The organism is Rhodococcus sp. BUPNP1, from assembly GCF_002215235.1.
Lineage (GTDB): Bacteria > Actinomycetota > Actinomycetes > Mycobacteriales > Mycobacteriaceae > Rhodococcus.
Genome location: NZ_NERM01000001.1, coordinates 275,920 through 300,079, shown reverse-complemented (window position 1 = coordinate 300,079; position 24,160 = coordinate 275,920). Strand labels below are relative to the sequence as shown.

At 69.3% G+C, this 24,160-nt stretch carries 23 protein-coding genes; 9 read left to right on the top strand and 14 right to left on the bottom strand.

Translation table 11 applies throughout. The features are described from left to right. Together B9C99_RS01320 and B9C99_RS01315 are read right to left on the bottom strand one after the other, a co-directional pair. On the bottom strand, positions 1-762 hold the full coding sequence (locus tag B9C99_RS01320; RefSeq protein ID WP_026061094.1) for an ABC transporter ATP-binding protein: 762 nt from the start codon (positions 760-762) through the stop codon (positions 1-3). A gap of 91 nt (positions 763-853) precedes the next feature. Continuing rightward, on the bottom strand, positions 854-1,630 hold the full coding sequence (locus tag B9C99_RS01315; RefSeq protein WP_016691973.1) for an SDR family NAD(P)-dependent oxidoreductase: 777 nt from the start codon (positions 1,628-1,630) through the stop codon (positions 854-856). 78 nt (positions 1,631-1,708) lie between these two features. Between B9C99_RS01315 and B9C99_RS01310 the strand changes: the two genes are divergently transcribed. Next, positions 1,709-2,485 carry a deoxyribonuclease IV gene (locus B9C99_RS01310; RefSeq protein WP_016691974.1) on the top strand — a complete coding sequence of 259 codons (777 nt, stop codon included), beginning with the start codon at positions 1,709-1,711 and terminating at the stop codon, positions 2,483-2,485. A 16-nt stretch (positions 2,486-2,501) separates the two neighbouring features. On the opposite strand, the gene B9C99_RS01305 is transcribed toward B9C99_RS01310, so the two are convergent. Then, entirely contained in the window at positions 2,502-3,395 is an 894-nt protein-coding gene (locus B9C99_RS01305; RefSeq protein ID WP_253249933.1) for a helix-turn-helix transcriptional regulator, read from the bottom strand. A 102-nt stretch (positions 3,396-3,497) separates the two neighbouring features. Here B9C99_RS01305 and B9C99_RS01300 point away from each other — a divergent pair, with 102 nt between their 5' ends. Further along, positions 3,498-4,235 (top strand): SDR family NAD(P)-dependent oxidoreductase, encoded by a 738-nt coding sequence (locus B9C99_RS01300; RefSeq protein ID WP_253249932.1) that lies wholly within the window; start codon positions 3,498-3,500, stop codon positions 4,233-4,235. Between the two features lie 12 nt (positions 4,236-4,247). Here B9C99_RS01300 and B9C99_RS01295 read toward each other — a convergent pair whose 3' ends face one another. The 3 genes from B9C99_RS01295 to B9C99_RS01285 are packed head-to-tail and all read right to left on the bottom strand — an operon-like array spanning position 4,248 to position 6,345. Then, a complete protein-coding gene (locus B9C99_RS01295) occupies positions 4,248-4,859 on the bottom strand; it encodes a TetR family transcriptional regulator (protein ID WP_016691977.1) in 612 nt (203 codons plus the stop codon). Continuing rightward, complete coding sequence (locus B9C99_RS01290; protein ID WP_016691978.1) at positions 4,856-5,611, bottom strand: ABC transporter permease; 756 nt, start codon at positions 5,609-5,611, stop codon at positions 4,856-4,858. Before B9C99_RS01290 ends, B9C99_RS01295 begins: the two co-directional genes overlap by 4 nt. Beyond that, positions 5,608-6,345, bottom strand: a complete 738-nt coding sequence (locus B9C99_RS01285; protein WP_088896714.1) for an ABC transporter ATP-binding protein — start codon at positions 6,343-6,345, stop codon at positions 5,608-5,610. The genes B9C99_RS01290 and B9C99_RS01285 overlap by 4 nt, the downstream gene beginning before the upstream one ends. Positions 6,346-6,470: 125 nt before the next feature. Here B9C99_RS01285 and B9C99_RS01280 point away from each other — a divergent pair, with 125 nt between their 5' ends. From B9C99_RS01280 to B9C99_RS01270, 3 genes are all read left to right on the top strand, one after another. Continuing rightward, entirely contained in the window at positions 6,471-7,061 is a 591-nt protein-coding gene (locus tag B9C99_RS01280; RefSeq protein WP_016691980.1) for a hypothetical protein, read from the top strand. A gap of 89 nt (positions 7,062-7,150) precedes the next feature. Next, positions 7,151-9,052 (top strand): ABC transporter ATP-binding protein, encoded by a 1,902-nt coding sequence (locus B9C99_RS01275; protein ID WP_026061095.1) that lies wholly within the window; start codon positions 7,151-7,153, stop codon positions 9,050-9,052. Next, positions 9,049-9,564, top strand: coding sequence for a DUF664 domain-containing protein (locus B9C99_RS01270; protein WP_088896713.1), 516 nt, complete (start codon positions 9,049-9,051; stop codon positions 9,562-9,564). The genes B9C99_RS01275 and B9C99_RS01270 overlap by 4 nt, the downstream gene beginning before the upstream one ends. A gap of 6 nt (positions 9,565-9,570) precedes the next feature. On the opposite strand, the gene B9C99_RS01265 is transcribed toward B9C99_RS01270, so the two are convergent. Continuing rightward, positions 9,571-11,460: a DEAD/DEAH box helicase gene (locus B9C99_RS01265; RefSeq protein ID WP_016691983.1), complete on the bottom strand. Its 1,890-nt coding sequence runs from the start codon at positions 11,458-11,460 to the stop codon at positions 9,571-9,573. A 158-nt stretch (positions 11,461-11,618) separates the two neighbouring features. Here B9C99_RS01265 and B9C99_RS01260 point away from each other — a divergent pair, with 158 nt between their 5' ends. The 3 genes from B9C99_RS01260 to B9C99_RS01250 all read left to right on the top strand — a co-directional run bounded on the left by B9C99_RS01260 (position 11,619) and on the right by B9C99_RS01250 (position 15,659). Continuing rightward, positions 11,619-12,935, top strand: a complete 1,317-nt coding sequence (locus tag B9C99_RS01260; protein WP_088896712.1) for a TrpB-like pyridoxal phosphate-dependent enzyme — start codon at positions 11,619-11,621, stop codon at positions 12,933-12,935. A 67-nt stretch (positions 12,936-13,002) separates the two neighbouring features. Further along, on the top strand, positions 13,003-13,704 hold the full coding sequence (locus B9C99_RS01255) for a phosphoribosyltransferase (protein WP_016691985.1): 702 nt from the start codon (positions 13,003-13,005) through the stop codon (positions 13,702-13,704). Positions 13,705-13,856: 152 nt separating this feature from the next. Beyond that, entirely contained in the window at positions 13,857-15,659 is a 1,803-nt protein-coding gene (locus B9C99_RS01250; protein WP_026061097.1) for a long-chain fatty acid--CoA ligase, read from the top strand. Positions 15,660-15,731: 72 nt separating this feature from the next. Here B9C99_RS01250 and B9C99_RS01245 read toward each other — a convergent pair whose 3' ends face one another. The 3 genes from B9C99_RS01245 to B9C99_RS01235 are packed head-to-tail and all read right to left on the bottom strand — an operon-like array spanning position 15,732 to position 18,273. Then, the gene (locus B9C99_RS01245) at positions 15,732-16,364 is read right to left on the bottom strand and encodes an alpha/beta hydrolase (protein WP_088896711.1); all 633 of its coding nucleotides are present in this window, start codon (positions 16,362-16,364) and stop codon (positions 15,732-15,734) included. Between the two features lie 27 nt (positions 16,365-16,391). Beyond that, the gene (locus tag B9C99_RS01240; RefSeq protein WP_088896710.1) at positions 16,392-17,597 is read right to left on the bottom strand and encodes an alanine racemase; all 1,206 of its coding nucleotides are present in this window, start codon (positions 17,595-17,597) and stop codon (positions 16,392-16,394) included. Positions 17,598-17,628: 31 nt separating this feature from the next. Next, on the bottom strand, positions 17,629-18,273 hold the full coding sequence (locus tag B9C99_RS01235) for a TetR/AcrR family transcriptional regulator (RefSeq protein ID WP_026061099.1): 645 nt from the start codon (positions 18,271-18,273) through the stop codon (positions 17,629-17,631). A gap of 75 nt (positions 18,274-18,348) precedes the next feature. On the opposite strand from B9C99_RS01235, the gene B9C99_RS01230 reads away from it, so the two are divergent. After that, positions 18,349-19,656 (top strand): D-arabinono-1,4-lactone oxidase, encoded by a 1,308-nt coding sequence (locus B9C99_RS01230; protein ID WP_016691990.1) that lies wholly within the window; start codon positions 18,349-18,351, stop codon positions 19,654-19,656. A 27-nt stretch (positions 19,657-19,683) separates the two neighbouring features. On the opposite strand, the gene B9C99_RS01225 is transcribed toward B9C99_RS01230, so the two are convergent. The 4 genes from B9C99_RS01225 to B9C99_RS01210 form a co-directional block, all read right to left on the bottom strand. Beyond that, entirely contained in the window at positions 19,684-20,616 is a 933-nt protein-coding gene (locus B9C99_RS01225) for an adenosine deaminase (protein ID WP_016691991.1), read from the bottom strand. A 46-nt stretch (positions 20,617-20,662) separates the two neighbouring features. Further along, complete coding sequence (locus B9C99_RS01220; RefSeq protein WP_016691992.1) at positions 20,663-21,424, bottom strand: crotonase/enoyl-CoA hydratase family protein; 762 nt, start codon at positions 21,422-21,424, stop codon at positions 20,663-20,665. 78 nt (positions 21,425-21,502) lie between these two features. Continuing rightward, positions 21,503-22,546 (bottom strand): class I adenylate-forming enzyme family protein, encoded by a 1,044-nt coding sequence (locus B9C99_RS01215; RefSeq protein WP_016691993.1) that lies wholly within the window; start codon positions 22,544-22,546, stop codon positions 21,503-21,505. A gap of 131 nt (positions 22,547-22,677) precedes the next feature. Then, on the bottom strand, positions 22,678-24,153 hold the full coding sequence (locus B9C99_RS01210; protein WP_037190196.1) for a DHA2 family efflux MFS transporter permease subunit: 1,476 nt from the start codon (positions 24,151-24,153) through the stop codon (positions 22,678-22,680). Between the last annotated feature and the right edge of the window lie 7 nt (positions 24,154-24,160).

The window sequence follows — 24,160 nt, the reverse complement described above, 5'->3', positions numbered from 1 at the left end:
CTATTCCGCCACGGGAGCCGCGGAGGCGGGATCGAACTGCTTCATCCGGTCGAGCACTCGTTCGGCCGTCGGTTCGCGCATCTCGTCGACGATGCGTCCGTCGGCGAGGAACACCACGCGGTCGGCGTAGCCGGCGGCGCGCGGGTCGTGGGTGACGATCACGACGGTCTGGTCGAACTCGTCGACGGCCGCCCTCAGGATGGACAGCACCTCACCGGACGAACGGGAGTCGAGGTTGCCGGTCGGCTCGTCGCCGAAGATGATCTCGGGCCGGCCCGCGAGGGCACGCGCGCACGCGACACGCTGCTGCTGGCCACCGGACAGTTCGCCGGGGCGGTGTCCGAGACGGTCGGTGAGACCGAGCCGGGTGACGACGGTGTCGAGCCATTCCTGATCGACCTTGCGGCCCGCGATGTCCACCGGGAGGGTGATGTTCTCGAGCGCGGTGAGGGTGGGGACGAGGTTGAACGCCTGGAAGACGAAGCCGATGCGGTCGCGCCGCAGCTGGGTCATCCCCTTGTCGGACAGGGTCGTCAGATCGGTGTCGCCGATGAAGACCGCTCCGGAGGTCGCGCTGTCGAGACCTGCGAGGCAGTGCATGAGAGTCGACTTGCCCGATCCGGAGGGACCCATGATCGCGGTGAACTCACCGGCGGCGAAATCCGCGGTCACACCGTCGAGGGCGTGTACCGCGGTTTCTCCGGTGCCGTAGATCTTCTTCAGGTCCTGGGCGCGGGCTGCTGGGGCCGAGTGCAGTGGCATGCACCCATCTTCCCGGTGCCGGGACCACTGCACCATCGGGGAGGACCCCGATCTTCGATTCGGGGATACGGGCGTATGCCGCAGGGGTGGCTCAGGCCCAGCGTGCCTGGCCTCCGTCCAGCGGGATCGTCGCGCCGGTGAGATAGCGTGCGTCGTCGCTCACAATCCACGCCACGGCGCGTCCGATGTCCTCCTCGGGGTCGCCGATGCGGCGGAGCGGGATGGATTCCACGAACTCGGCGGCTTCCTCCGGGTTCGTCTCCGTCCACCACTTCAGGCCCGGCGACAGGGCGTGCGGGGCGATGGCGTTGACGCGGATGCCGTCGATCCCCCATTCCGAGGCCGCGGTGCGGGTGAGCGACCGCAGCGCCTCCTTGGTCGAGGCGTAACCGCCGTAGCCGCTCATGTCCCAGCGCACTGCCGCGGAAGTGACCATGTTGACGATCGATCCGCCGCCGCGTTCCTTCATGATCGGGTGGACGAGCTGCATGGCGTGCAGCGCCGCGAGCGGACCCGAGCGGTACGCCTTCTCCAGCACCGCCGGCTTCAGGTCGAGCAGCGGCCCGAGCGGATTGAAGCTCGCGTTGTTGACGAGGATGTCGACACCACCGAAGACCGAGACCGTCCGGTCCACCGCGGCGGCGATCGCATCCGGATCGGCGATGTCGCACACGACCGGCTCCGCGGTGCCACCGAAGGCGCGGATCTGCTCGGCGGTGTCGACCAGCTTCGATTCGGTCCGGCCGGTGACCGCGATGGCCACTCCTTCGCGGGCCAGCGCGAACGCGACCCCCTGACCGATCCCCTGCCCCGCGCCGGTGATCAGCGCGATCCTGCCGTCGAGTGTGCCGCCTTCGAGTGTGCCCATGCGAGGAGTCGAGCAGATTCCGGGCACGTCCGGGTATTGCGGTCCCGGTCGGCGGGACACTGGCCTAACCTGTGGCACATGCGGATAGGTGCGCACGTCCGGCAGGACGACGATCCCATCGGTCAGGGCGAACATCTCGGTGCCGATCTGGTGCAGGTGTTCCTGTCGGACCCGCAGAAGTGGACGAAGCCCGGTGAGCATCCGCGCACCGAGGAGATCCTCGCGTCGGACGTCGACGTGGTCGTGCACTCGCCGTACGTCATCAACGTGGCGAGCCTGAACAACAGGGTGCGGATGCCGTCGCGCAAGGCCGTCGCCGACCACGCCGAGGCGGCCGCGCGGATCGGTGCGCTCGGGCTGGTGGTCCACGGTGGGCACGTGCGCGCCGGTGAGGACGTCGCCGCCGGGGTCGAGAACTGGCGCAAGCTGTTCGAACGGCAGGAGGACAAGGGCGGCTTCGGAGTGCCGATCCTCGTCGAGAACACCGCGGGCGGCGACTTCGCGATGGCCCGCTACATCGACGCGATCGGACGTCTGTGGGACGCCATCGGCGACTACGGTCCCGGCTTCTGCCTCGACACCTGCCATGCCTGGGCGGCCGGGGAGGATCTCGTCGGTGTCGTCGAACGGGTGCGTGCGGTCACCGGGCGGATCGATCTGGTGCACCTGAACAATTCGCGTGACGAGTTCGATTCGGCCCGCGACCGGCACGCCAATCTCGCCGACGGGCAGATCGATCCGCAGTTGCTGGCGGAGATCGCGGTGGCGGCCGACGCACCGATCGTGCTCGAGACCCCGGCGGAGGGACTCGCCGACGACATCGCCTTCCTGCGCGAGCACGCATCCCGCGCCTGAGTACGACCGCAGGTCCCTACGGGCGGGACGACTCGGCGCCCCACTGTTGCGTACCGCCCCACTGCTGCGTACCCACCACGCGCAGCAACGCGAGCGACTCCGCGGCAGGGGTACCGGGCGCGGCCGAGTAGACGATGACGGATTGGTCGACGTCGGGCACGTGCAGGGTGTCGCAATCGAGGACGATCGGCCCCAGGGCCGGGTGGTTCACGGTCTTGGTGTGCGTGCGCCACCCTCCCGGCTCGGCCGTCGCCCAGAGCTCCGCGAAGTGCTCGGACCCGCTCCGCAATTCGTCGATCAGCTCCTGCAGTCCCGAATCACGGGGATAACGTGCTGACGCGGACCGCAGGCTCGCGACCGACTGGTGCGCCGTCGCCGCGAACTCCGCCTCCGTGCCGCCGACACTGCTGAGCGGTGGGTCCGCGTCGTCGGGCAGGAACCGCAGCCGGTGGATGTTGCGCCGCTCGGGCGCCACGGCCGACCAGTCGCCGTGCAGTGCCGACGCCATCGCGTTCCACGCGAGTACGTCCCCTTTCGCGCTCATCACCACCACCGGGAGGTCCGCGAACCGGTCGATCAGGCGCAGCACGCTCGGTCGGACGTGCATGTCGATCGTGCCCGGGCCGGGAGGGGAGACCCCGGCCAGGTGGAACAGCTGGTTCCGTCCGTCGAGGTCGAGTCGCAGCGCCCGGGCGAGGGCACCGAGGACCTGCACCGACGGGACCGGGCCTCTCCCCTGTTCGAGGCGCACGACGTAGTCGACGCTGATCCCGGCGAGCATCGCGACCTCCTCGCGGCGGAGCCCCGGAGTTCGGCGGCGTCGGCCGGAGGGCAACCCGACGTCGCCCGGATCCACCCGTTCGCGGGCCCGCCGGAGCGCTGCTGCAAGCTCGGTGCGATCGACACTCACATCGACCAGCATGACCTGTGGTCCGGCGGTATGGGTAGGACCGCCGATCCCACGATCGTCACGTCCTGGCACGGGCCGCCGCGGGCTCCGATGGTGGAATCCATGACAACGCAGAATTCCACGCAACCGTCCCTGTCCGTTCTCGTCACCGGTGCAACCGGTGGACTGGGTTCCGAGACCTCACGCCGCCTCGCCGCAGCCGGTCATACCGTCTGGATAGGCGTGCGCGACACCCACGCCGGCGAGGAGACCGCCGCGAAGATCCGGGCCGACCACCCCGACGCCGATCTGCGGGTCGTCGAACTCGACGTGACCGACGACGAATCCGTCACCGCCGCACACAATGTCGTGAGCACGTCGGCAACAGGACTGGACGTGCTCGTCAACAATGCCGGGATCCTCGGCAACTTCGGCGATCCCGTCGACACCGTTCCCGCCGACTTCCTCCCGGTCTTCGGGGTGAACCTGCTCGGACCGGTCCGCGTCACCCACACCTTCCTGCCGCTGCTCCGCCGGTCGTCGACACCTCGGCTGGTGATGGTGTCGAGCGGCATGGGATCGTTCGCCGTCACCTCCGATCCGCAGCGGGTCGAATCCACCCTGCCCGGCCTGGTGTACACCTCGTCGAAGGCGGCCCTCAACATGGTGACCACGATGTACGCCAAGGCATTGCCCGACGTGCGTGTCGTGGCTGTGGACCCGGGGTACACCGCGACGGCACTCAACGGCTTCTCCGGCACCCAGTCGGTGGAGGAGGGCACCGACGCCATCCTGACGGCCTGCCTCGCCGAGACCCTCGAGGGCCTGTTCGTCGATCGCCACGGCGTCGTGCCGTGGTGATCCGATCGACCGTCACGTCTCCGGCAGGTCGCCGGTCAGATAGCGCTGCACGGTGGGGGCGACGATCCCGACGAGCTGCTCCGAGGGCATCGACGCGAGCGGTTCGAGTCCGATGATGTAGCGCACCAGCATGATCCCGGTCATCTGGGTGGCCACCAGTTCGGCCCGCAGCCGACCGGTGCCGACGGGACGGTCGATGCGCTCGAACAGCGGTGCGAGCGCGACTTCCAGCAGGAACGAGCGGATCAGACCGCTGTCGCCCCCGGCGATCTGCGCACGGAACATCGCCACGGCCGCGTCGCGATGTGGGGAGTCCCACACACCGAGAAGGGCGGTCGTGAGGGCACGACCGAGATCCTCGGGCGGCGCCGCGTAGACGGGGGCGAGGACGTCGCGCGGATCGACCGGCAGCGCGATGGACGCGGTGAACAGTTGCAGCTTGGTGCCGAAGTAGTGGTGCACGAGTGCCGGGTCCACCCCGGCACGGGCTGCGACCGCACGCACGGTCGTCTTGTCGAAGCCGTTGGCGGCGAACAGTTCCCGGGCGCTCGCGAGGATGTCGTCGCGCGCGCCCGAGTTCCCGGGACGACGGCCGGGGCGTCGCGTCCCGGCCTCGCTCGTCACGGGGTGCGGCGGCGCAGTGTCGCCGCACCGAGCGCGAGGGCCGCGGCGGCGAACGCCGCGACGACGATCAGATCCCGCACCATGACGCCGGTGATCCCCGGGTTCACGGTGATCTCCTGCAGGGCCTCCACCGCGTAGCTCAACGGCAGTGCGTTGCTGATCCAGCGCAGCCAGTCGGGCAGATCGTCCCGGGCGACGAGCAGCCCGCACAGCAGGAACTGCGGGATGACGATCACCGGCATGAACTGCACGGCCTGGAACTCGGTGCGGGCGAAGGCGCTGCACAGCAGCCCCAGGGAGACCCCGAGGACGGCGACGAGAACCGCGACGACCAGCACCCACAACACCGATCCGGCGCTGGTGACGTCGAGCAACCAGAAGGCCACCACACATGCGAGGCCGGCCTGGACGGCCGCCGCGAGCGAGAAGGCGCTGCCGTAACCGGCGAGCAGGTCGAGTTTCGTCAGCGGTGTGGTGAGAAGCCGTTCGAGGGTGCCCGAACTGCGTTCGCGTTGCATCGCGATGGAGGTGACCAGGAACATCACGACGAACGGGAGGATCCCGAGCATCGTGACGGCGATCCGGTCGAACAGCGAGACTCCGCCCGGACCGGTGGGGGCGTTCTGGTACATGAAGTACAACAGCGTCATCAGCAGGCTCGGGACGAGCACGATCATCGCGACGGTGCGATGGTCGGCTCGCAGCTGACGCAGGATGCGGGTGGTCGTGGTGGCATAGATGACGGCGCTCACGGTCGTGCTCCCGTCCGGTTCCGGATGAGTCGGAGAAAGGCGTTCTCGAGGCCCGTCTCCCCCGTCTGTTCGCGCAGTTCGGCCGGGGTCAGCTGGGCGACCAGCCGGCCTTCGCGCAGGAGGACGAGCTCGTCGCAGTGGTCGGCCTCGTCCATGACGTGGCTCGACACGAGCAGGGTGGTGCCGCGGTCGGCGAGTGCGCGGAAGTGCTCCCACAGTTCGGCGCGCAGCAACGGGTCGAGTCCGACGGTGGGTTCGTCGAGCACGAGCAGTTCGGGATCGCCCACGAGTGCACACGCGAGCGACACCCGGCCGAGCTGGCCGCCGGAGAGGGCCGCCGTCCGGTTGTCGGCGTGGTCGGTGAGCCCGACCGCCGCGAGGGTGTCGGTGACTGCGGCGCCCTTCCGCCCGTAGAGGGAGGCGAAATAGGAGACGTTCTCGGTGACGGTCAGGTCGGGGTAGACGCTCGGCGACTGGGTGACGTAACCGATGCGACGGCGCAGTTCGGCGCTGCCCGCGCGCAGGCCCAGCACCGTGACCGTGCCGGATTCGACGATCTGGGTGCCGACGATCGTGCGCATCAGGGTGGTCTTCCCGCAGCCCGAGGGCCCGAGCAGTCCGGTGATCGACCCGCGCGGGACGCGCACGCTCACGTCCTCGAGAGCTCGGTGGGTGCCACGCCGGACGTGCAGGTCGCGGATGTCGACGGCGTCGGAAATGGGGTCGATGGTCATGGTCCACTCAATTCATCGAGTGTTGAAATCATCCTCGGATGAATTGTGCGCCTCACGTCTCGATCCGGTCAACCCCCGCGAGCGTCGCCAGGGGCCGCCGGGAGCTCCGACGTACCATGAGCCCCATGAAGCACACGCGTCTCGCTCTGGCCGTCACCGCAACAGCACTGGTCCTGGCGGGATGCTCCGCCGGCGGCGACGAGCCCGCGCCCTCCCCCGCCGTCTCGGTCGACACGCCGACGTCCTCGGCTCCCGAGACCACCACCTCCGACGAGGTCCCGCGCGACGCGCGCGAGAAGGTCTCCCCGGCCGGAGAGGGCGCGAAACTCACCGTCGTCGACATCCGCACCGGACGTCACGAGGGCTTCGATCGCGTGGTCTACGAACTCGGCGGCGAGGGCACACCGGGGTGGCGGGTCGGCTACGTCGACGAGGCGCTCCAGCAGGGCAGCGGCAACGAGGTCCCCGTCGCCGGCGACGCCGTGCTGCAGGTGCTCATCGACGGCTCGGCCTATCCGTTCGACAGCGGTGTCGAGCAGTACGACGGCCCGGATCCCGTGCTCGCCGATGCCGGCGGATCCGTGGTGGAGGTCAGCGGGTCGGGTGTCTTCGAAGGTGTCACCCAGTCGTTCATCGGCGTCGCCGCGCACGGCACCCCGTTCTCGGTGTACTCCCTCACCGGGCCGACCCGCGTGGTGATCGACGTGGCCCGCTGACACCTCTGCCTGTCGTGGCGCGAGCCTAGGCTTGACCTCGAGCGCACTCGAGGTCCTAGCCTCGGCTGCGACCCGAGGAGGCCGACACCATGAGCATGGAAGTCACCGCGTGGAACGCGATGTACAACGCGATGCACGCCGAGAGCGACCGCAGGCCGTTCTCCCGAGCGAGCCTGCGGCGGATCGCGGAGTTCGCCCGGCCGCACCGCCGCAACATCACCTTCTATCTCGTCCTGAGCGTGACCATCGCGGCGCTCGGCGTCGCGACACCGGTGCTCGCGGGGCGGGTGATCGACGCGATCGTCGACGGTGCCGCGGTCTCGGTCGTGGTGCTGCTCGCGGTGATCATCGCCGCGATCGCACTGATCGAGGCCGGCCTCGGGATCGCGAACCGCTGGTTGTCGGCGAGCATCGGCGAGGATCTCATCCTCGATCTGCGCACCACGGTCTTCGACCATGTGCAGCGCATGCCGGTCGCCTTCTTCACGAGAACCCGTACGGGCGCGCTCGTCTCGCGCCTGAACAACGACGTCATCGGTGCGCAGCGCGCCTTCAGCGACACCCTGTCCGGCGTGGTCGGCAACATCGTCACCCTCGCGATCACCCTGGTGGTGATGGTCGGGATCTCCTGGCAGATCACACTTCTCGCACTGCTGCTGCTCCCGATCTTCGTGGTCCCCGCCCGGCACATGGGTGCCCGGCTCGCGCAGCTCAGCCGGGAGGCGGCCAACCACAACTCGGTGATGAACACGCAGATGACCGAACGGTTCTCGGCTCCGGGCGCCACCCTGGTCAAGCTGTTCGGCCGTCCGGCGCAGGAGTCGAGGGAGTTCGCCGTCCGGGCGAAGCGGGTCCGCGACATCGGGGTACGCACCGCGATGCTGCAGAGCGTGTTCGTCACGGCCCTGACACTGGTGTCCGCGCTCGCGCTCGCGCTCGTCTACGGCCTCGGCGGCTTCTACGCCCTGCGCGATCAGCTCGATCCCGGTTCGGTGGTCGCGATGGCGATGCTCCTCACTCGCCTGTACTCGCCGCTGACGGCGCTGGCCAGCGCCCGCATGGACGTCATGAGTGCGATGGTGAGCTTCGAGCGGGTCTTCGAGATCCTCGACCTGAAGCCGCTGATCGAGCAGTCGCCCGACGCCCGGCCGGTGCCCGGCGGCCCGGTCGCAGTGGAACTCCGGGACGTCGCCTTCGCGTATCCGTCCGCCGACAAGGTCTCGCTCGCCTCCCTCGAGGAGGTTGCGGTGCTCGATTCGCGGGGCGGCGAAGAGGTGCTGCACGACGTGTCGTTCCGCGTGGAACCGGGCCGGATGGTCGCGCTGGTCGGATCGTCCGGTGCGGGCAAATCGACCATCGCCCAACTGATCCCGCGACTATATGATGTCGATTCCGGTGCCGTGCTGCTCGGCGGAGCGGACGTCCGCGAACTCACCGCCGATTCGATCCGCGCGACGGTCGGGCTCGTCACCCAGGACGGTCACCTGTTCCACGACACGGTCCGCAACAACCTGCTGCTCGCCCGCCCCGAAGCAGGCGAGGACGAACTGTGGGACGCCCTGCGTCGCGCACGCCTCGAGCCCCTGATCGCGTCGTTGCCGAACGGACTCGACACGGTCGTCGGCGAACGTGGCTACCGGCTCTCCGGTGGTGAGCGTCAGCGGCTGACGATCGCGCGGCTGCTGCTGGCCCATCCGCGGGTGGTGATCCTGGACGAGGCCACCGCTCATCTCGATTCGACCTCGGAGGCCGCCGTGCAGGAGGCGTTGACCGAAGCGCTCGAGGGTCGCACCTCGGTGGTCATCGCACACCGTCTGTCGACCATCCGCGCCGCCGACGAGATCCTGGTCGTCGAGGCCGGACGCATCGTCGAACGCGGCAACCACGACGATCTCCTGGCGGCGGGCGGCCGCTACGCGGAGCTGTACCGCACGCAGTTCGCCGATTCGGGACCGAAGGTGTCGGCGGGAGCCCCCATACTCGACGCATGAGCGCCCGAGAACACGACCTGTTGCTGAAGTTGCTCTCCAACCAGTTCGACGCCCTGCGCAACGCGCTGTCGGGCCTGATCGAGGATCAGGCCCGCAGCGCGCCGAGCACATCGTCGATGAGCCTGGCGTCGCTGGTCAACCATCTCGTCGACGGTCTCGTCGCCACGGACGGCCGGATCCGCGGCGACAACCCTCGCGACGCCGACCCGGTCGCGGCGTGGCAGGCCGGGTGGCGGGTCGAGGAGAGCGAGACGGTCGCCGACCAGCTCGCCCGCCTCGACGCCGAGGCCGAGCGGTTCGCCGCGACGGTTCACGGCGAAGCCGACCTCGGCCGGGTCGTCGAGATCTCCCCCGGCGTCGCGCAGTGGCTCGATCAGGGCGAACCGTTCACAGTCCGGTTCCTGATCCTGCATCAGATCGAGGAGTGGGCCCGCCACGCCGGGCACGCCGACATCATCCGCGAGTCGATCGACGGAGCCACCGCCGACGTCCTGGCGCAACGGACGAGCTGACGGCCGTCAGTCGCGGTAACCGCCGCGACCACCACGGTCGTTGCGGTCGCTGCGGTGTGTGAAGTCGCCGGAGCGGCCACCACGGCTGTCGCCGTACTCGCGCTTGCCGCCGCGGTCGCGCTTGCCGTGATCGCGCCGGTCTCCCCCGCGTCGATCGTCGCCGCGACGGTCGTCGCGTCCGCGATACGAGCTCGGACGTCCGGACGGTGCGCCGGAGTCGGGCTGCAGCTGGATGAGCACACCCGAGATGCGGGTCGAGCGCAGTGCCTCGAGGGTCTGCGGCGACAGATCCTTCGGCAGCTCGACGAGGCTGTGATCGGCACGGATGCTGATGTGCCCGAAATCGCCGCGGCGCAGCCCGCCCTCGTTGGCGATGGCACCGACGATCGCACCGGGCTGCACGCGGTGACGCTTGCCCACGGCGATGCGGTAGGTGGTCATCTCCTGGCCGTCGCGACCGACCTTCGGCCCGTCGTCGAAGCGACGCGGCGGACGCTCGCGCTGTTCGCGCTGTTCGCGCTCGCGGCGCTGCGGAACGAACGGCTCGGGATCGGCCTCCATGAGGAAGGACTCGCCGTCGCGCGACAGCACCGCCAGCGCAGCGGCGATGTCGGCGAGGGGCACGTCGTGCTCGCGCTCGTAGTCCTCGATGAAGGTGCGGAACAGCTGCAGGTGATCGGAGGCGAGCGCCTCGGTGATCGAGTCGTTGAACTTCGACACGCGCTGGGCGTTGACGTCCTCGACGGTGGGCAGCTGCATCTCGGCGAGCGGCTGGCGGGTGGCCCGCTCGATCGCCTTGAGCAGGTGGCGCTCGCGCGGAGCGACGAAGAGCAGCGCGTCGCCGGTGCGGCCGGCGCGGCCCGTGCGGCCGATGCGGTGCACGTACGACTCGGTGTCGTGCGGGATGTCGTAGTTGACGACGTGGCTGATGCGCTCGACGTCGAGACCACGCGCGGCGACGTCGGTGGCGACGAGGATGTCGAGCGTGCCGTTCTTGAGCTGGTTGATCGTGCGCTCGCGCTGGGCCTGCACGATGTCGCCGTTGATCGCGGCCGCGGAGAAACCGCGGGCCCGCAACCGCTCGGCCAGGTCTTCGGTGGCCTGCTTCGTGCGCACGAAGATGATCATGGCCTCGAAGGTCTCGACCTCGAGGACCCGGGTCAGCGCGTCGAGCTTGCGCTGATGGGAGACGAGAACCCAGCGCTGGGAGATGTTCGCCGACGTCGTCGTCTTCGACTTGACGGTGATCTCCTGCGGATCCTTCAGGTACTGCTTCGACAGCCGTCGGATCGCGCCCGGCATGGTCGCGGAGAACAGCGCGACCTGCTTGGTGTCGGGGGTGTCGGCGAGGATGCGCTCGACGTCCTCCTGGAAGCCCATGGTGAGCATCTCGTCGGCCTCGTCGAGGACGAGGAATTCGAGCTCGGAGATGTCGAGGGTGCCCTTGGCGAGGTGATCGATCACACGTCCGGGGGTACCGACGATGACCTGGGCGCCGCGGCGGAGACCGGACAGCTGTACACCGTATGCCTGGCCGCCGTAGATGGGCAGGACGTTCAGGCCCGGGATATGGACGGAATACTTACCGAAAGCCTCCGCGACCTGCAGCGCGAGCTCTCGGGTGGGCGCCAGCACCAGCGCCTGGGGCCGCTTCACGGAGGTGTCGATACGCGAGAGGATCGGCACTGCGAAGGCGGCGGTCTTGCCGGTGCCGGTCTGAGCGAGACCGACGACGTCCCGTCCCTCCAGCAGCGGTGGGATGGTCGCCGCCTGGATCGGCGACGGGGACTCGTAACCCACATCCGAAAGAGCTTGCAGCACACGGGCGTCGATGTCGAGATCGGCAAACGTGAGAGCTGCGGTCTCCTGGTCGGGGGCGTCTTGAATTTCACTCATTTGACCAGCAGTTTATCGGATGAACCCGCCTCTTCGCGCCCGGACCCGGCCACGACCTGGGCTCGAGCGCGCAGATAATGACACACCCCACCCCGTCTGCGACATCCGGGGCGCGTCACACTGGGCGGGTTCCGTGTCCCCGACCGAAGGATTCCACAGTGACGGCCACCCCCTCCGCGCAGGCATCCACGACGCCCCCGTCCGTCGCCGATTCCGGCATTCCGACCCACTGGTACAACATCGTCGGCGACCTCGAGGTGGCCCCGCCGCCGCACCTGCACCCCGGCACCCGCGAGCCGATCACCGCCGACGATCTCGCGCCGCTGTTCGCCTCGGGACTGATCGAGCAGGAACTGTCGACCGAGACCGACATCGAGATCCCGGAGGCCGTGCGCGAGGTCTACGCCGGATACCGCACCACTCCCCTGTTCCGCGCCCGCTCGTTCGAGAAGGCACTCGGCACCCCGGCCCGCATCTACGTCAAGTACGAGGGTGTGAGCCCGGTGGGCAGCCACAAGGTGAATTCGGCGGTGGCCCAGGCGTACTACAACTCACTCGACGGCGTCACCCGACTGACGACGGAAACCGGTGCGGGACAGTGGGGTTCTGCCCTGTCGTTCGCGTGCGCGAAGTTCGGTATCGATCTCGAGGTGTGGCAGGTCCGCGCCTCCTACGACTCGAAGCCCTACCGCCGCTTCCTCATCGAGACCTACGGCGGCACAGTGCATCCCAGCCCGTCCGACCTGACGGAGGCCGGTCGCGCCGTCCTCGCCGAGCACCCGGACACTCCCGGCTCACTCGGCATCGCGGTCTCGGAGGCCGTGGAGGTCGCAGTGAAGGACGCTGCCGCCCGCTACACCCTCGGCAGCGTGCTCAACCACGTGGTGCTGCACCAGACCGTCATCGGACTCGAGGCCGTGGAGCAGCTGCGGGCCGCGGGTGAGGACCAGGCCGACGTGGTCTTCGGTTGCGCGGGCGGCGGTTCGAACCTCGCCGGCCTGTCGTTCCCGTTCCTACGTGAGGTCATCCACGAGCGGGCGACCACGCGTGTCGTCGCCGTCGAGCCCGCGGCGTGCCCGTCGATCACCCGCGGTGAGTACCGCTACGACCACGGCGACATCGCGGGCCTGACGCCGCTGCTGAAGATGCACACCCTCGGCCAGGACTTCATCCCGGATCCGATCCACGCCGGCGGGCTGCGCTACCACGGCATGGCGCCGCTGCTCAGCCACACGGTCGAGCTCGGCTACGTGCAGGGACAGTCCGTGGCACAGACCGACGCCTTTTCCGCGGCGGTGCTCTTCGCCCGCAACGAGGGCATCGTGCCGGCGCCGGAGTCGTCACACGCGATCGCGGCGGCCGCGGAGTATGCGCGCGGCCTCACCGAGCCTGAGGTGATCGTGATCGGCCTGTCCGGCCACGGCCAGCTCGATCTGCCCGCCTACCACTCCTACATGTCGGGCGAGCTCGACTGAGATCCCCGTCGGTCCGTCCGGGCGGCGAATGCTCGCCCGCCCGGGCGGACCGTCCCATACTGGACGTGTGCGGTACGCCACGCGCGAGGAGGCGGGCCGGCGACTCGCCCGGTCGGCCGGGCACCTGCGTGACGCCGACCCGGTGGTTCTCGCACTTCCCCGCGGCGGCATCCCCGTCGCCCGCGAACTCGCCGCCGCCCTCGACGCCCCACTGGACGTCCTCGTCGTCCGCAAGCTGGGCGTGCCCTGGCATCCGGAACTCGCGATGGGCGCGATCGCCGAAGGCCCGGACCTCGAGTCCGGGGAGCCGGCAGACGGCGTCTTCCGCGTCCTCAACGAGGACGTGATCCGGCGCGGGCGGATAGCCCCCGAATCCGTGGACAACATCGAGAGGCGCGAACTCGCCGAACTGACCCGCCGCGCCGATTTCCTGCGCGCCGGCCGCGCCCGCATACCACTGGAGGGCCGCACGGCGGTCATCGTCGACGACGGGGTGGCCACGGGCGCGACGGCGGCGGTGGCCTGTCTCGCCGCGCGCGCATCCGGCGCCACCCGCGTGATCCTCGCGGTGCCGGTGGCCTCCCCGGAGGCGTTGCGCCGCGTGGGCCGGGCGGCCGACGAGGTGATCTGCCCCTGGACGCCGGTGGACACCGACAGCGTCGGCGCTGCGTACGCCGATTTCCATCAACTCGACGACGACGAGGCCGTCCGCCTCCTCCGCGATACCGGTACTTCGGGTACCGGAAAAACCGACGAGACTATCCGATAGTGGTAATCCTCGTTACCGGCGGGTAGCATTGTTACGTAGATCACTGCTTATCGGACTGTAAAAAAAGGGCAAATCGGTCCGAGGGGTAATGCATTTCCCAATGACATGTGATGCAATGCACACCGACAGTATCTAACGATGGAGGGGTCACAGTGAGTGAGATTGCCGTGCCACAGTCGTTCTCGATCCCCGAGAACACGTCGATGGCCGACAGCGTCTTCCGCCACGAGAAGGAGTCGCCGGAGTTCGTGCCGTTCGAGCGACTGGTCGACGGCAAGTGGGTTCCCGTCACCGCGCGCCAGTTCGCATCCGAGGTACGCGCCGTGGCGAAGGGCCTGATGGCGTCGGGCATCGAGCTCGGCGACCGCGTCGCGGTGCTGGCAGCGACCCGCTACGAGTGGGTGCTCCTCGACTACGCCATCTGGACCGCGGGCGGTGCCACCGTCGCGATCTACGAGACGTCGTCGGCCGACCAGGCCCAGTGGATCCTCGAGGACTCCGGGACCAAGCTGCTCATCGTCGAGAACTCCGGTCACGTCGACACCGTCCGCGAGGTCGCCGAGAACGCCCCGACCGTGCGCGAGGTCCTGCAGATCGAACCCGCGCCGGGCGGCAAGAGCGCGGTCGACGAGCTCATCGCACGCGGCACGGCGGTCACCGACGAGCAGGTCGAGGAACGGCGCAACTCGGTCACGGCCGAATCCGCGGCGACCCTCATCTACACCTCCGGCACCACGGGCCGGCCGAAGGGCGTGCAGCTCAAGCACCGTCACTTCGCCTCCGAGTCCGCCGCCTGCGGTCTCGCCCTGCCCGACTCGATGCACGAGGGTCAGCGCACCCTGCTGTTCATCCCGATGGCGCACGTCTTCGCTCGCCTGATCTCCTTCGCGGCCTTCGACAGCAAGGTCACCGTGGGCCACACCTCCGACCTGTCGACGTTGCTCGACCAGTTCGCGGTCTTCAAGCCGAACTTCATCCTGTCGGTGCCCCGCGTGTTCGAGAAGGTCTACAACTCGGCGAAGCAGAAGGCCTACGACGGCGGCAAGGGCAAGATCTTCGAGAAGGCCTCCGAGGTCGCGATCGAGTACAGCAAGGCACTCGAGAACGGCGGCCCCGGCCTCGCCCTGAAGATCCAGCACTTCGTCTTCGACAAGCTGGTCTACGGCAAGCTCAAGGCCGCGCTCGGCGGCAACGTCACCCGGGCCGTCTCGGGCGGTGCCGCACTCGGCTCACGTCTCGGCCACTTCTTCCGCGGTGTCGGCGTCACCATCTACGAGGGCTACGGCCTGACGGAGACCACCGGCGGCATCATCATGAACACCCCGGCCGCTCAGAAGATCGGCACCGTCGGCAAGCCGTTCAACGGCTGCGCGGCGAAGATCGCCGAGGACGGTGAGCTGCTCCTCAAGGGCCCTCAGGTGTTCGACGGCTACTGGCAGAACGACAAGGCCACCGAGGAAGCCATCCGCGACGGCTGGTTCCACACCGGCGACATCGGTGCGATCGACGAGGACGGCTTCATCTCGATCACCGGCCGCAAGAAGGAACTGATCGTCACCGCGGGCGGCAAGAACGTCGCACCGGCGGTCCTCGAGGACTCGCTGCGCGCCCACCCGCTGATCAGCCAGGTCATCGTGGTCGGCGATTCCAAGCCGTTCGTCGGCGCGCTGATCACCCTCGACCCGGAGGCACTGCCGGGCTGGCTCGAGCGCCACAACCTGCCGGCGGGCACGACGGTCGCGGAACTGATCAAGAACCCCGACCTGATCGCCGAGATCGACGAGGCCGTCGCCGAGACCAACAAGAAGGTCTCGAAGGCCGAGTCGATCCGCAAGTACCGCATCCTCGAGACCGACTTCAGCATCGAGAGCGGTGAGCTGACCCCGACGCTCAAGCTCAAGCGGAACATCATCCATGACAAGCACGGCGCCGAGATCGCAGCGATCTACAACTGACGCTCCGAACACCACCGGGCCCCTCGCAACCGCCACCGCGAGGGGCCCGGTGGTCTTCCGGGGACTGCGGTGTCAGACGGACAGGCCGCCCACGAACTCGGCGACGTCCGAGGTCACCCTGCGATGGACGGGCTCGTGGAGCAGGTCGTGCCCGGCATCGGGATAGTCGAGCAACTGCGCCCGCGGCACCGCCGCCGCCCAGTCGCGCACCGGATCGATCGGGGCGAGCCGGTCGTCGACACCGTGGACCAGCAGGACCGGCAGGTCGCTCGCACGAAGGGCTTCGGCCGTCGCCGGCAGCGCCGCGGTGCGCGGCGTACCGCACAGGACGACGCCCACGAAACGGGTGCCGCTGGACGCGCCGGACGCCAGCGCCGTCAGGACGGTTGCCGCACCGAGCGAATGCCCCATCGCCACCAGGGGCAGACCCGACTCGGCGGCGATCGCGGCGAGCACGCCGAAGTCCTCGGCGTGGAGCCCGACATCGCCCGGTGAACCGGGTTCTCCCTCCGAGAGTCCGTGTCCGGCGAGATCGAGTCCCCACAACGCAATGCCGTGGGTCGCGAGACCGGACGCGAAACGGTGGTAGTGCCCGGTGTGCTGCCCGAAGCCGTGGGCGAACACGACACCGGCACGCGCATCCGCGACCGGCCAGGACCGCCAGTGGACCCGGCCGACCGCTCCGGGGAAGAACGTCAACGGCATGGACTCATTCTCACCGGGGGCGAGGGGTCACCAGCAGCCGCCCTCACCGCGATAGGTGGGCACCTCGGTGCGTCCGTGCTCGTCGACGAGATACACCCGGTCGAACCTCTCGCACAGTTCGCCGGCCTTCGCGTGGCGGAACCACACCCGTCCCCCGATGGGGATCGACGCGGCCGCGCGACCGCGGACCGGGGTCTGCACCTCTCCCGCGCCCTCGGTCCCCAGCAGTTTCAGTCCCGCCGGCCGGACCGGACTCGGGACCCGCGAGGCCCCGGCCGGGCCGGATGCGATGTACCCGCCGCCGAACAACGTCGTGATCGACGGGGCCGGTTTCCGCACGGCGGGCAGCGCGAAGAACATCGACGGCTTCGGAGTGAACGCGCGGTAACCGTCGAACAGGGTGGGAACGTACAGTCCCGATCCCGCCGTGGCCTCGGTGACGACCCGGTCGGCGGTGGTCACCTCGAGCGACCCGGTGCCGCCGCCGTTGACCAGTTCGAGTTCGCCCACGACCGCGCGGACCGCGTCCACCACGGCGCGGCGGCGCGAAGCGAGCTCCCGCGCCGACAGGCTCTTGACGAGCCGGACCGGCAGCGACGAGTCGGGTAGACCTGCGATCTGGGCCTCGTAGAACATCACGCCGACGACGTCGAACCCGGCGGCCTCGGCGCGACGAGCCAGCTCGGCCGCGGTTTCGGGGGTGCGTATCGGCGAACGCCGCACCCCGAGGTGGACCGGGCCCACTCGCAGCGACGCATCGATGTCCAGGCAGACCCTCGGGCGGAAGTCGTTCTCCCCCACTGCCTCACGACCTGCCTCGTGGATGACGCGGAGATGCTCCGCCGAATCGATCATGAGCGTGATCGCCTGTGCCGCTTCGGGCGACGCCGCGAGACGCCCGAGTGCCGTCCGGTCGACCGTCGGATATCCCATCAGGATGTCGCGGGCGCCGTGCTCGACGAGCCACAGGGCCTCGCGCAGCGAATACGCCATGATGCCGCGAAAACCGCCGCGGGTGGTCAATTCCGGGCCCAGGACCTCGGACAGGACGGCGCGGCACCGCACCGATTTGCTCGCGACCCGCACGGGCACACCGTTCGCGCGGCGGATCAGGTCGTCGGCGTTGCGCCGCAGGGTGGGAAGATCGACGGCGGCGAACGGCGGGTCGAGGTCGGCCGTCGCCGCCTGCACTCGGTCGAGGGCGTCGTCGTGAGCGGAAGCAGCACGGAGCACGGGCGATCCCTTCGGAAAAGGTCGGGTCGGGTCAGGAACGTTCTACGGCACGGGTCGCGATGATGTCGGCGACGACTCCCAGTTCGGTCGTGGCCGCGTCGCCGTCCCGATCGACGAGCCACCGGAGTACGACTCCGTCGAGCACGGACAACGACAGTCGTGCGAGCGTCTCGGTGGGCAGCGACCATTCGACGCCGCACCGCTCGGCACAGGAGTCGAGGAACAACCGGGCCTGCTCGTCCATCAGGCGGTACTGCTCGATGGCGATGTCGCCGCCGGCGGGACTGCCGTCGGTGCGCTGCCGGAGCGAGTAGGCGGTGATCTCGTATGTGAGGGTCTGCAACCCCGGCGTGGATTCGATCGCCGACCACATGGCACGAAGACCGGTGTGGAGCATCGAGCGGAGACAGTCGACGCCGCCGGCCTGCTGCGTGTCGACGGGCACGTCGAAGGCCGCATGCATGGCCCCGGCGAGTTCGCCCACAACGGCGTTCGCCATGGCGACGACGAGGGCTTCCTTGCTGTCGAAACAGTAGTGGACGACGCCCAGTGACACTCCGGCCTTCTCGGCGACGGCACGGACCGTGACGGCCCCGACTCCCCCACCTTCCGCCAGTTCCAGTGCTGCACCCACGAGTTGGGCGCGGCGCTCGTCAGCAGGCAACCGATTCGGCATGACCTGATGGTAGAGGTCGGGAAAGATTCGCGAGCAGGTGTTGACTTGGACGCTCGTCCAGGTCGAAGATGAGGCATGGCCACCTGGCGCAACTGGGCGCGTACCGAGCGCGCGACACCCCGCCGTTTCGAGACTCCCGGCAGCGTCGACGACCTCGCGCGCGTCGTCGTCCGCGCCTCCGAGCGGGGCGAACACGTCAAGGCCGTGGGCGCCGGGCACTCGTTCACCGGCGCGGCCGTCACCGACGGCACGCTGATCTCGCTCGACCGGATGTCCGGTCTCGTCGCGGTGGAACCGTCGGCCACCGGCGCGCGCGTCACCGTGCGGGCAGGGACGCGACTGCACGACCTGAGCGACCTGCTGTGGGCACAGGGTCTCGCCGTACCGAATCTCGGCGACATCGACGTCCAGTCCGTCGCCGGCGCGATCTCGACCGGCACCCACGGCACCGGTGCGACCTTCCGCGGACTGGCGGCAGCCGTGTGCGGTGCGACGATCGTGCTCGCCGACGGCCGGATCGTCGACTGCTCCCCCGAACACGAACCCGACCTGTTCGAGGCCGCGCGGCTCGGCCTCGGCGCTCTCGGCGTGCTCGCGACCGTGACGCTCGACTGCGTCCCCGCGTTCCGTCTGCGCGCGGAGGAAGCACCCTCGTCGCTCCGCACGACACTCACCGCCCTCGACGAACTGCGCAGCGGTGTCGACCATTTCGAGTTCTACTGGTTCCCGCACACCGACGGCGTGCTCGTCAAACGCAATACCCGACTCCCCGGCGACGCCCCGGTGCAGCCGGTCGGGCGGGTGCGCACCCTCCTCGACGACGAACTGCTCTCCAACGGCGCGTTCGCACTCTTCCAGCAGGTCGGGACGCGGATTCCGGCCACCATCCCGGCGCTGAACCGGGTCGCGTCACGGGCGTTGTCCCCGCGCACCTTCGTCGACCGCAGCTACCGGGTGTTCGCCTCCATCCGCCGGGTGCGGTTCCGGGAGATGGAGTACGCGCTCCCCGCCGAGCACCTGCCCGAGGTCCTGCGCGAGATCGATGCGTGGCTGCAGCGCAAGGACGTTCGCGTCGGTTTTCCGGTGGAGGTGCGGTTCGCGCAGGGTGACGACGTGTGGTTGTCGACGGCCCACGGCCGCGACACCGCCTATGTGGCTGTGCACCAGTACCATCGGCGCGACCACGCGGCCTACTTCGACGGTGTCGAGCCGATCCTGCGTGCGGCGCAGGGACGCCCGCACTGGGGCAAGCTCCACTCCCTCACCGCCGACGACCTGCGCGAGCTCTATCCCCGGTTCGACGACTTCCTCGCCGTGCGCGACCGCGTGGATCCGCACCGCACCTTCACGAACCCGTATCTGCGCCGCGTCCTGGGCGAGTGACGCCCGGGCAGACCCACCCGGACGGACTCAGAGGAAGGCGGCGTCCCACGAATTGCGCCGGAGCACATCCCGTTCGGCGTCGGTGAGACCGAGCTGGTCCTTCAGTCCCGCGAGGTTGTCGTCGACGTAACCGCCGAAATAGGCGGGATCGTCCGAGTGCACGCTCACCGACAGGCCCGCCTCGAGCATGCGGCGCAGCGGATGGTCGGCGAGCGTATCCACCACGCGGAGGCGGACATTCGAGAACGGGCAGACGGTGAGGGGAATACTCTCGTCGACCAGGCGCGCCACGAGCTCGGGATCCTCGAGCGAGCGGATGCCGTGGTCGATGCGCTCGGCGCCGAGCAGATCGAGGGCCTGCCAGACATATTCCGGAGGTCCCTCCTCCCCCGCGTGCGCCGTGATGTGGAGGCCTTCGGCCCGTGCCCGCGCGAAGACGTCCTCGAACAGCGACGGCGGGTGGCCCACCTCCGCCGAGTCGAGGCCGAGCGCGATGATCGGCGCGCCGAGGCGCAGCAGTTCGCCGAACACCTCGTGAGCTTCGGGCACGGGACGATCACGCACGATCGACGCGATCATCGCCGCGTCGACCCCGAACTCCCGGTGTGCCCCGGCGACGGCGTCGGAGAGCCCGGCCACGACCTCGGGCAGCGGGACACCGCGTGAGGTGTGGGCCTGCGGATCGAAGAAGAACTCCGCGCGGGTGACGCCCGCCCGCGCCGCACGAGCGAAATAGGCGCGGGCGAGGTCGGCGAAGTCCTGTGCGGTGCGCAGGACCTCCATGTTCGCGTAGTACAGGTCGAGGAACGACTGCAGGTCGGTGAACCGGTAGCGGCTGCGCAGATCGTCGAGATCGCGATAGGGCAGCTCGACGCGGTTCCGCTCGGCGAGGGCGAGGATCAGTTCGGGTTCGAGCGTGCCCTCGATGTGCACGTGCAGTTCTGCGAATCCGTCGGTCACCTGATCCTCGCCATCTCTCGTTCGGTTGCCCTCGAGTGTCAGGAGCTCAGCGACCCTTCCACACAGGAGGCCGCTTCTCGGCGAAGGCGGTGGCGCCTTCACGCGCGTCCTCCGAGGTGAACACGGGCCCCATGATCTCCATCTGCTTCGCGAACGCCTCCTCGCTCGACCAGTCGGCCGAGCGGACGATGATCTCCTTGGTCGCCGCCACGGCGAGCGGTCCGTTCGCCGTGATGCGCTCGGCCAGTTCGAATGCGCCCTCGAGTGCCTCACCGGGTTCGGTGAGGCGGTTGACGAAACCGTATCCGTAGCCTTCCTCGGCGGTGAACGCGTCCCCGGTGAGGGCGAGTTCGAGGGCCTTCTGGTAGGGGATGCGCGACGGCAGGCGCAACAGGCCACCGCCACCGGCGACGAGGCCGCGCTTGACCTCCGGGATGCCGAACTTCGCGTCCTTCGCGGCGACGACGAGGTCGGTGGCCAGGACGAGTTCGGTTCCGCCGGCGAGGGCGAATCCTTCGACGGCGGAGATGAGCGGCTTGCGCGGCGGCGCCTCCGTGAAGCCGAGGCCCTTGCCGGGCACGACCACGTTCTCGCCGGCGACGAACGCCTTGAGGTCCATGCCCGCGCAGAAGTTGCCGCCGGCGCCGGTGAGCACACCGACCGACAGGGAGTCGTCGCTGTCGAGCTGGTCGACCGCCTCGGCGAGCGCGTGGCTCACGGCGGCGTTGACGGCATTGCGCGCCTCGGGCCGGTTGATGGTGATGACGAGAACGCGATCGCGTCGTTCGAGCAGGACTACGTCGGACATGGACACACCTCTCCACTACGGAAAATGCCGGTTCACCCGGTTACAGGCTGTATACCCGACGAGAACCTGTTCCAGGGTTCACGACACCCGGACGGCGATCTGATCGACGAAGCCCTCGTCGTCGATGCGCACCTGATCGCCCGTGCGGAACCAGCCGTCGTCCGTGAACGCCTCGTCCGCGGCGCACGGATCGCGCCAGTAGCGGCGGGCCACGCTCGGTCCGCGGCAGAGCAGTTCGCCGACGCCGTGCTCGGCGTCGGGTCCGAGCAGCGCGACCTCGATCCCTCCGAACGGCACGCCGACACTGCGGGGGTGGCGGGCGCGGTGTTCCGAGGGCAGCAGGAGGCCGATGCCGCCCGTCTCGGCGACACCCCATCCCCGCACGAAGCGTGAGGCGGGGAAGGCGGCGCGGAGATGGCGCCACGGTGCGCGGATCACGCGGGACCCCGAGACCACGACGGTTCCCCCGAAGGCGAGTGTGGGCAGCAACTGGACGCTGCATCCGACCGCCGTGGACAGCGGCGCGGTCAGCACCGTCCGTACGCCGTCGCCGACGAGATCCATGGCGTGGGCGACGGCTTCGATCGTCGACAGCACGTTGGTGTTGGTCAGTTCGACGCCGCGCAGTCCACCACCGGCGACGCGCACGTAGTAGAGCACCGCGAGTTCGTCCGGTGACGCGCCACCGTCGAGGAAGGCGACGCCGTCGGGAAGATCGGAGTCGAGGGTGAGTACCGCCCCGCTGTGGACCTCGACCTCCGCCGCCTCCTCGGGGCTGCAGCTCGGGTCGGGGAGCACCGGGACACCGCCGGCGAGGACCACGCCCAGGAAACCGATCAGCCAGCGGACGCCGTTCGGCTGGTGGATCACCACCCGGTCGGCGGGGCCGACGCCCTGATCGAGGAGGCCACCGGCGACGCGGGCGGCGGCGGCCCACAGTTCGCGGTAGGTGAGGGTGCGGCCGCATCGGTCGACCACGGCCACGCGGTTCGCGAAGCGCAGCGCACTCCGGTCGAGCAGCTCGGCGAGGCACGGCTCCAGGCAGTCGTACTGGAGGATGCCGCTGTCGCGGCGAGTGACCCGATCGTCCCGGAGCCAACGACTCCCTGCAGGAATTTCCACTACGGCCACCGACATGCCACCTCCCACCCGGCGTGCGTGCCTGCACTATATGGCGTGGATCACAGCCATGTGAGGAAACGACGGGTCATGGACACCTCGGAGGGCGCCGCGGGTGGTCGACGGATCAGCCGTCAGGCGCTCGCCGGCGCCGAACGCTCCTCGGCGGCACGCTGTTCCTTCTGGCTCGCGGGCCGGTCGAAGGCGAGCACGGCCACGAGCCCGACGAGCAGGATGCCGGCGGGTAGCCACAACGATTCGGCCATCGCCGCGGCGAACGGTTCGCGCAGGGGCTCCGGCAGGACGGAGCCGGACGCCTCCATCTCCGCCGACCCTCCTCCCCCGCCGACGCCGTTGGCGGTCAACCGCGCCGCCATCATCGCGCCGAGCGCGGCACTGCCCATCACCGCGCCGACCTGACGCGTCGTGTTGTACACACCGGAACCCGCGCCCGCCCGGCTCGGTGCGAGACCGTTCGTCGCGGTGGCCGAGAGCGGCGACCAGATGCCCGCGTTCGCCACCCCGATCAGGGCGATCGGGAGCAGCAGCTGCCAGATCTCCGCGTCGGGGGTCATCACGAGGGCGAGCCAACCCAGTCCGATGGTGAGCAGCGAGAAGCCGGTGCCCGCGATCAGTCGCGGATGGACCCGGTCGACGAGCCTGCCAACGAGCGGCGCGAGCACCCCGCTGAAGACCGCCATCGGCACCATGAGCATCGCAGCACCGGTCGGGCTCAGACCGCGCACCGACTGGGCGTAGAACATGATCGGCAGCATGACGCCGGTGATGGCGAAACCCATCGTCGCGATGCCGATGTTCGCCAGCCCGAAGTTGCGGTCCCGGAACAGCGACAGCGGTACGAGCGGTTCACCGCGGTTGCGCGACTGCTGGACGACGAACACGACGAGCAGCACGATGCCCAGGCCGATCAGTGCCCACACGCGGGCGGTCCACTCGAACGAGTTGCCCTCCTGGATCCCGAACACGAGACAGAACAGGCCGGCACCGCTGAGCAGCATGCCGAGCACGTCGAAGCGGTGCGGGCTCGTGGGCAGCACGGGCACGTACCGCACGGCCAGCGCGAACCCGACCATCCCGACGGGCACGTTCACGAAGAAGATCCACTCCCAGCCCAGGCCGTCGACCAGGACACCGCCGGCCAGCGGCCCGACGAGTGTCGCGACCCCGGCCACGGCGCCCCACAGTCCCATCGCGGTTCCGCGCCGCTCACGCGGGAAGATCCGCGTCACCACGGCCATGGTCTGCGGCGACATGAGCGCCGCGCCGAACCCCTGGAAGACGCGGGCGACGATGAGCATCTCGATCGTCGACGAGAAACCGCACCACAACGACGCGATCGTGAACAGCACCAGCCCGCAGAGATAGACCCGGCGCTGACCGAAGCGGTCGCCGAGGCGGCCCGTCACTAGCAGCGGCACCGCGTAGGCGAGCAGATAGGCGCTCGTGACCCACACGACAGCGGCGATGTCGGCCCCGAAGGTCCGCATGATCGCCGGGTTGGCGACGGCGACGATCGTGCTGTCCACCAGGATCATGAAGAAACCCAGGCACAGGGCGCCCAACGCCGCCCACCGGGCACCGTCGGACATCTCCACC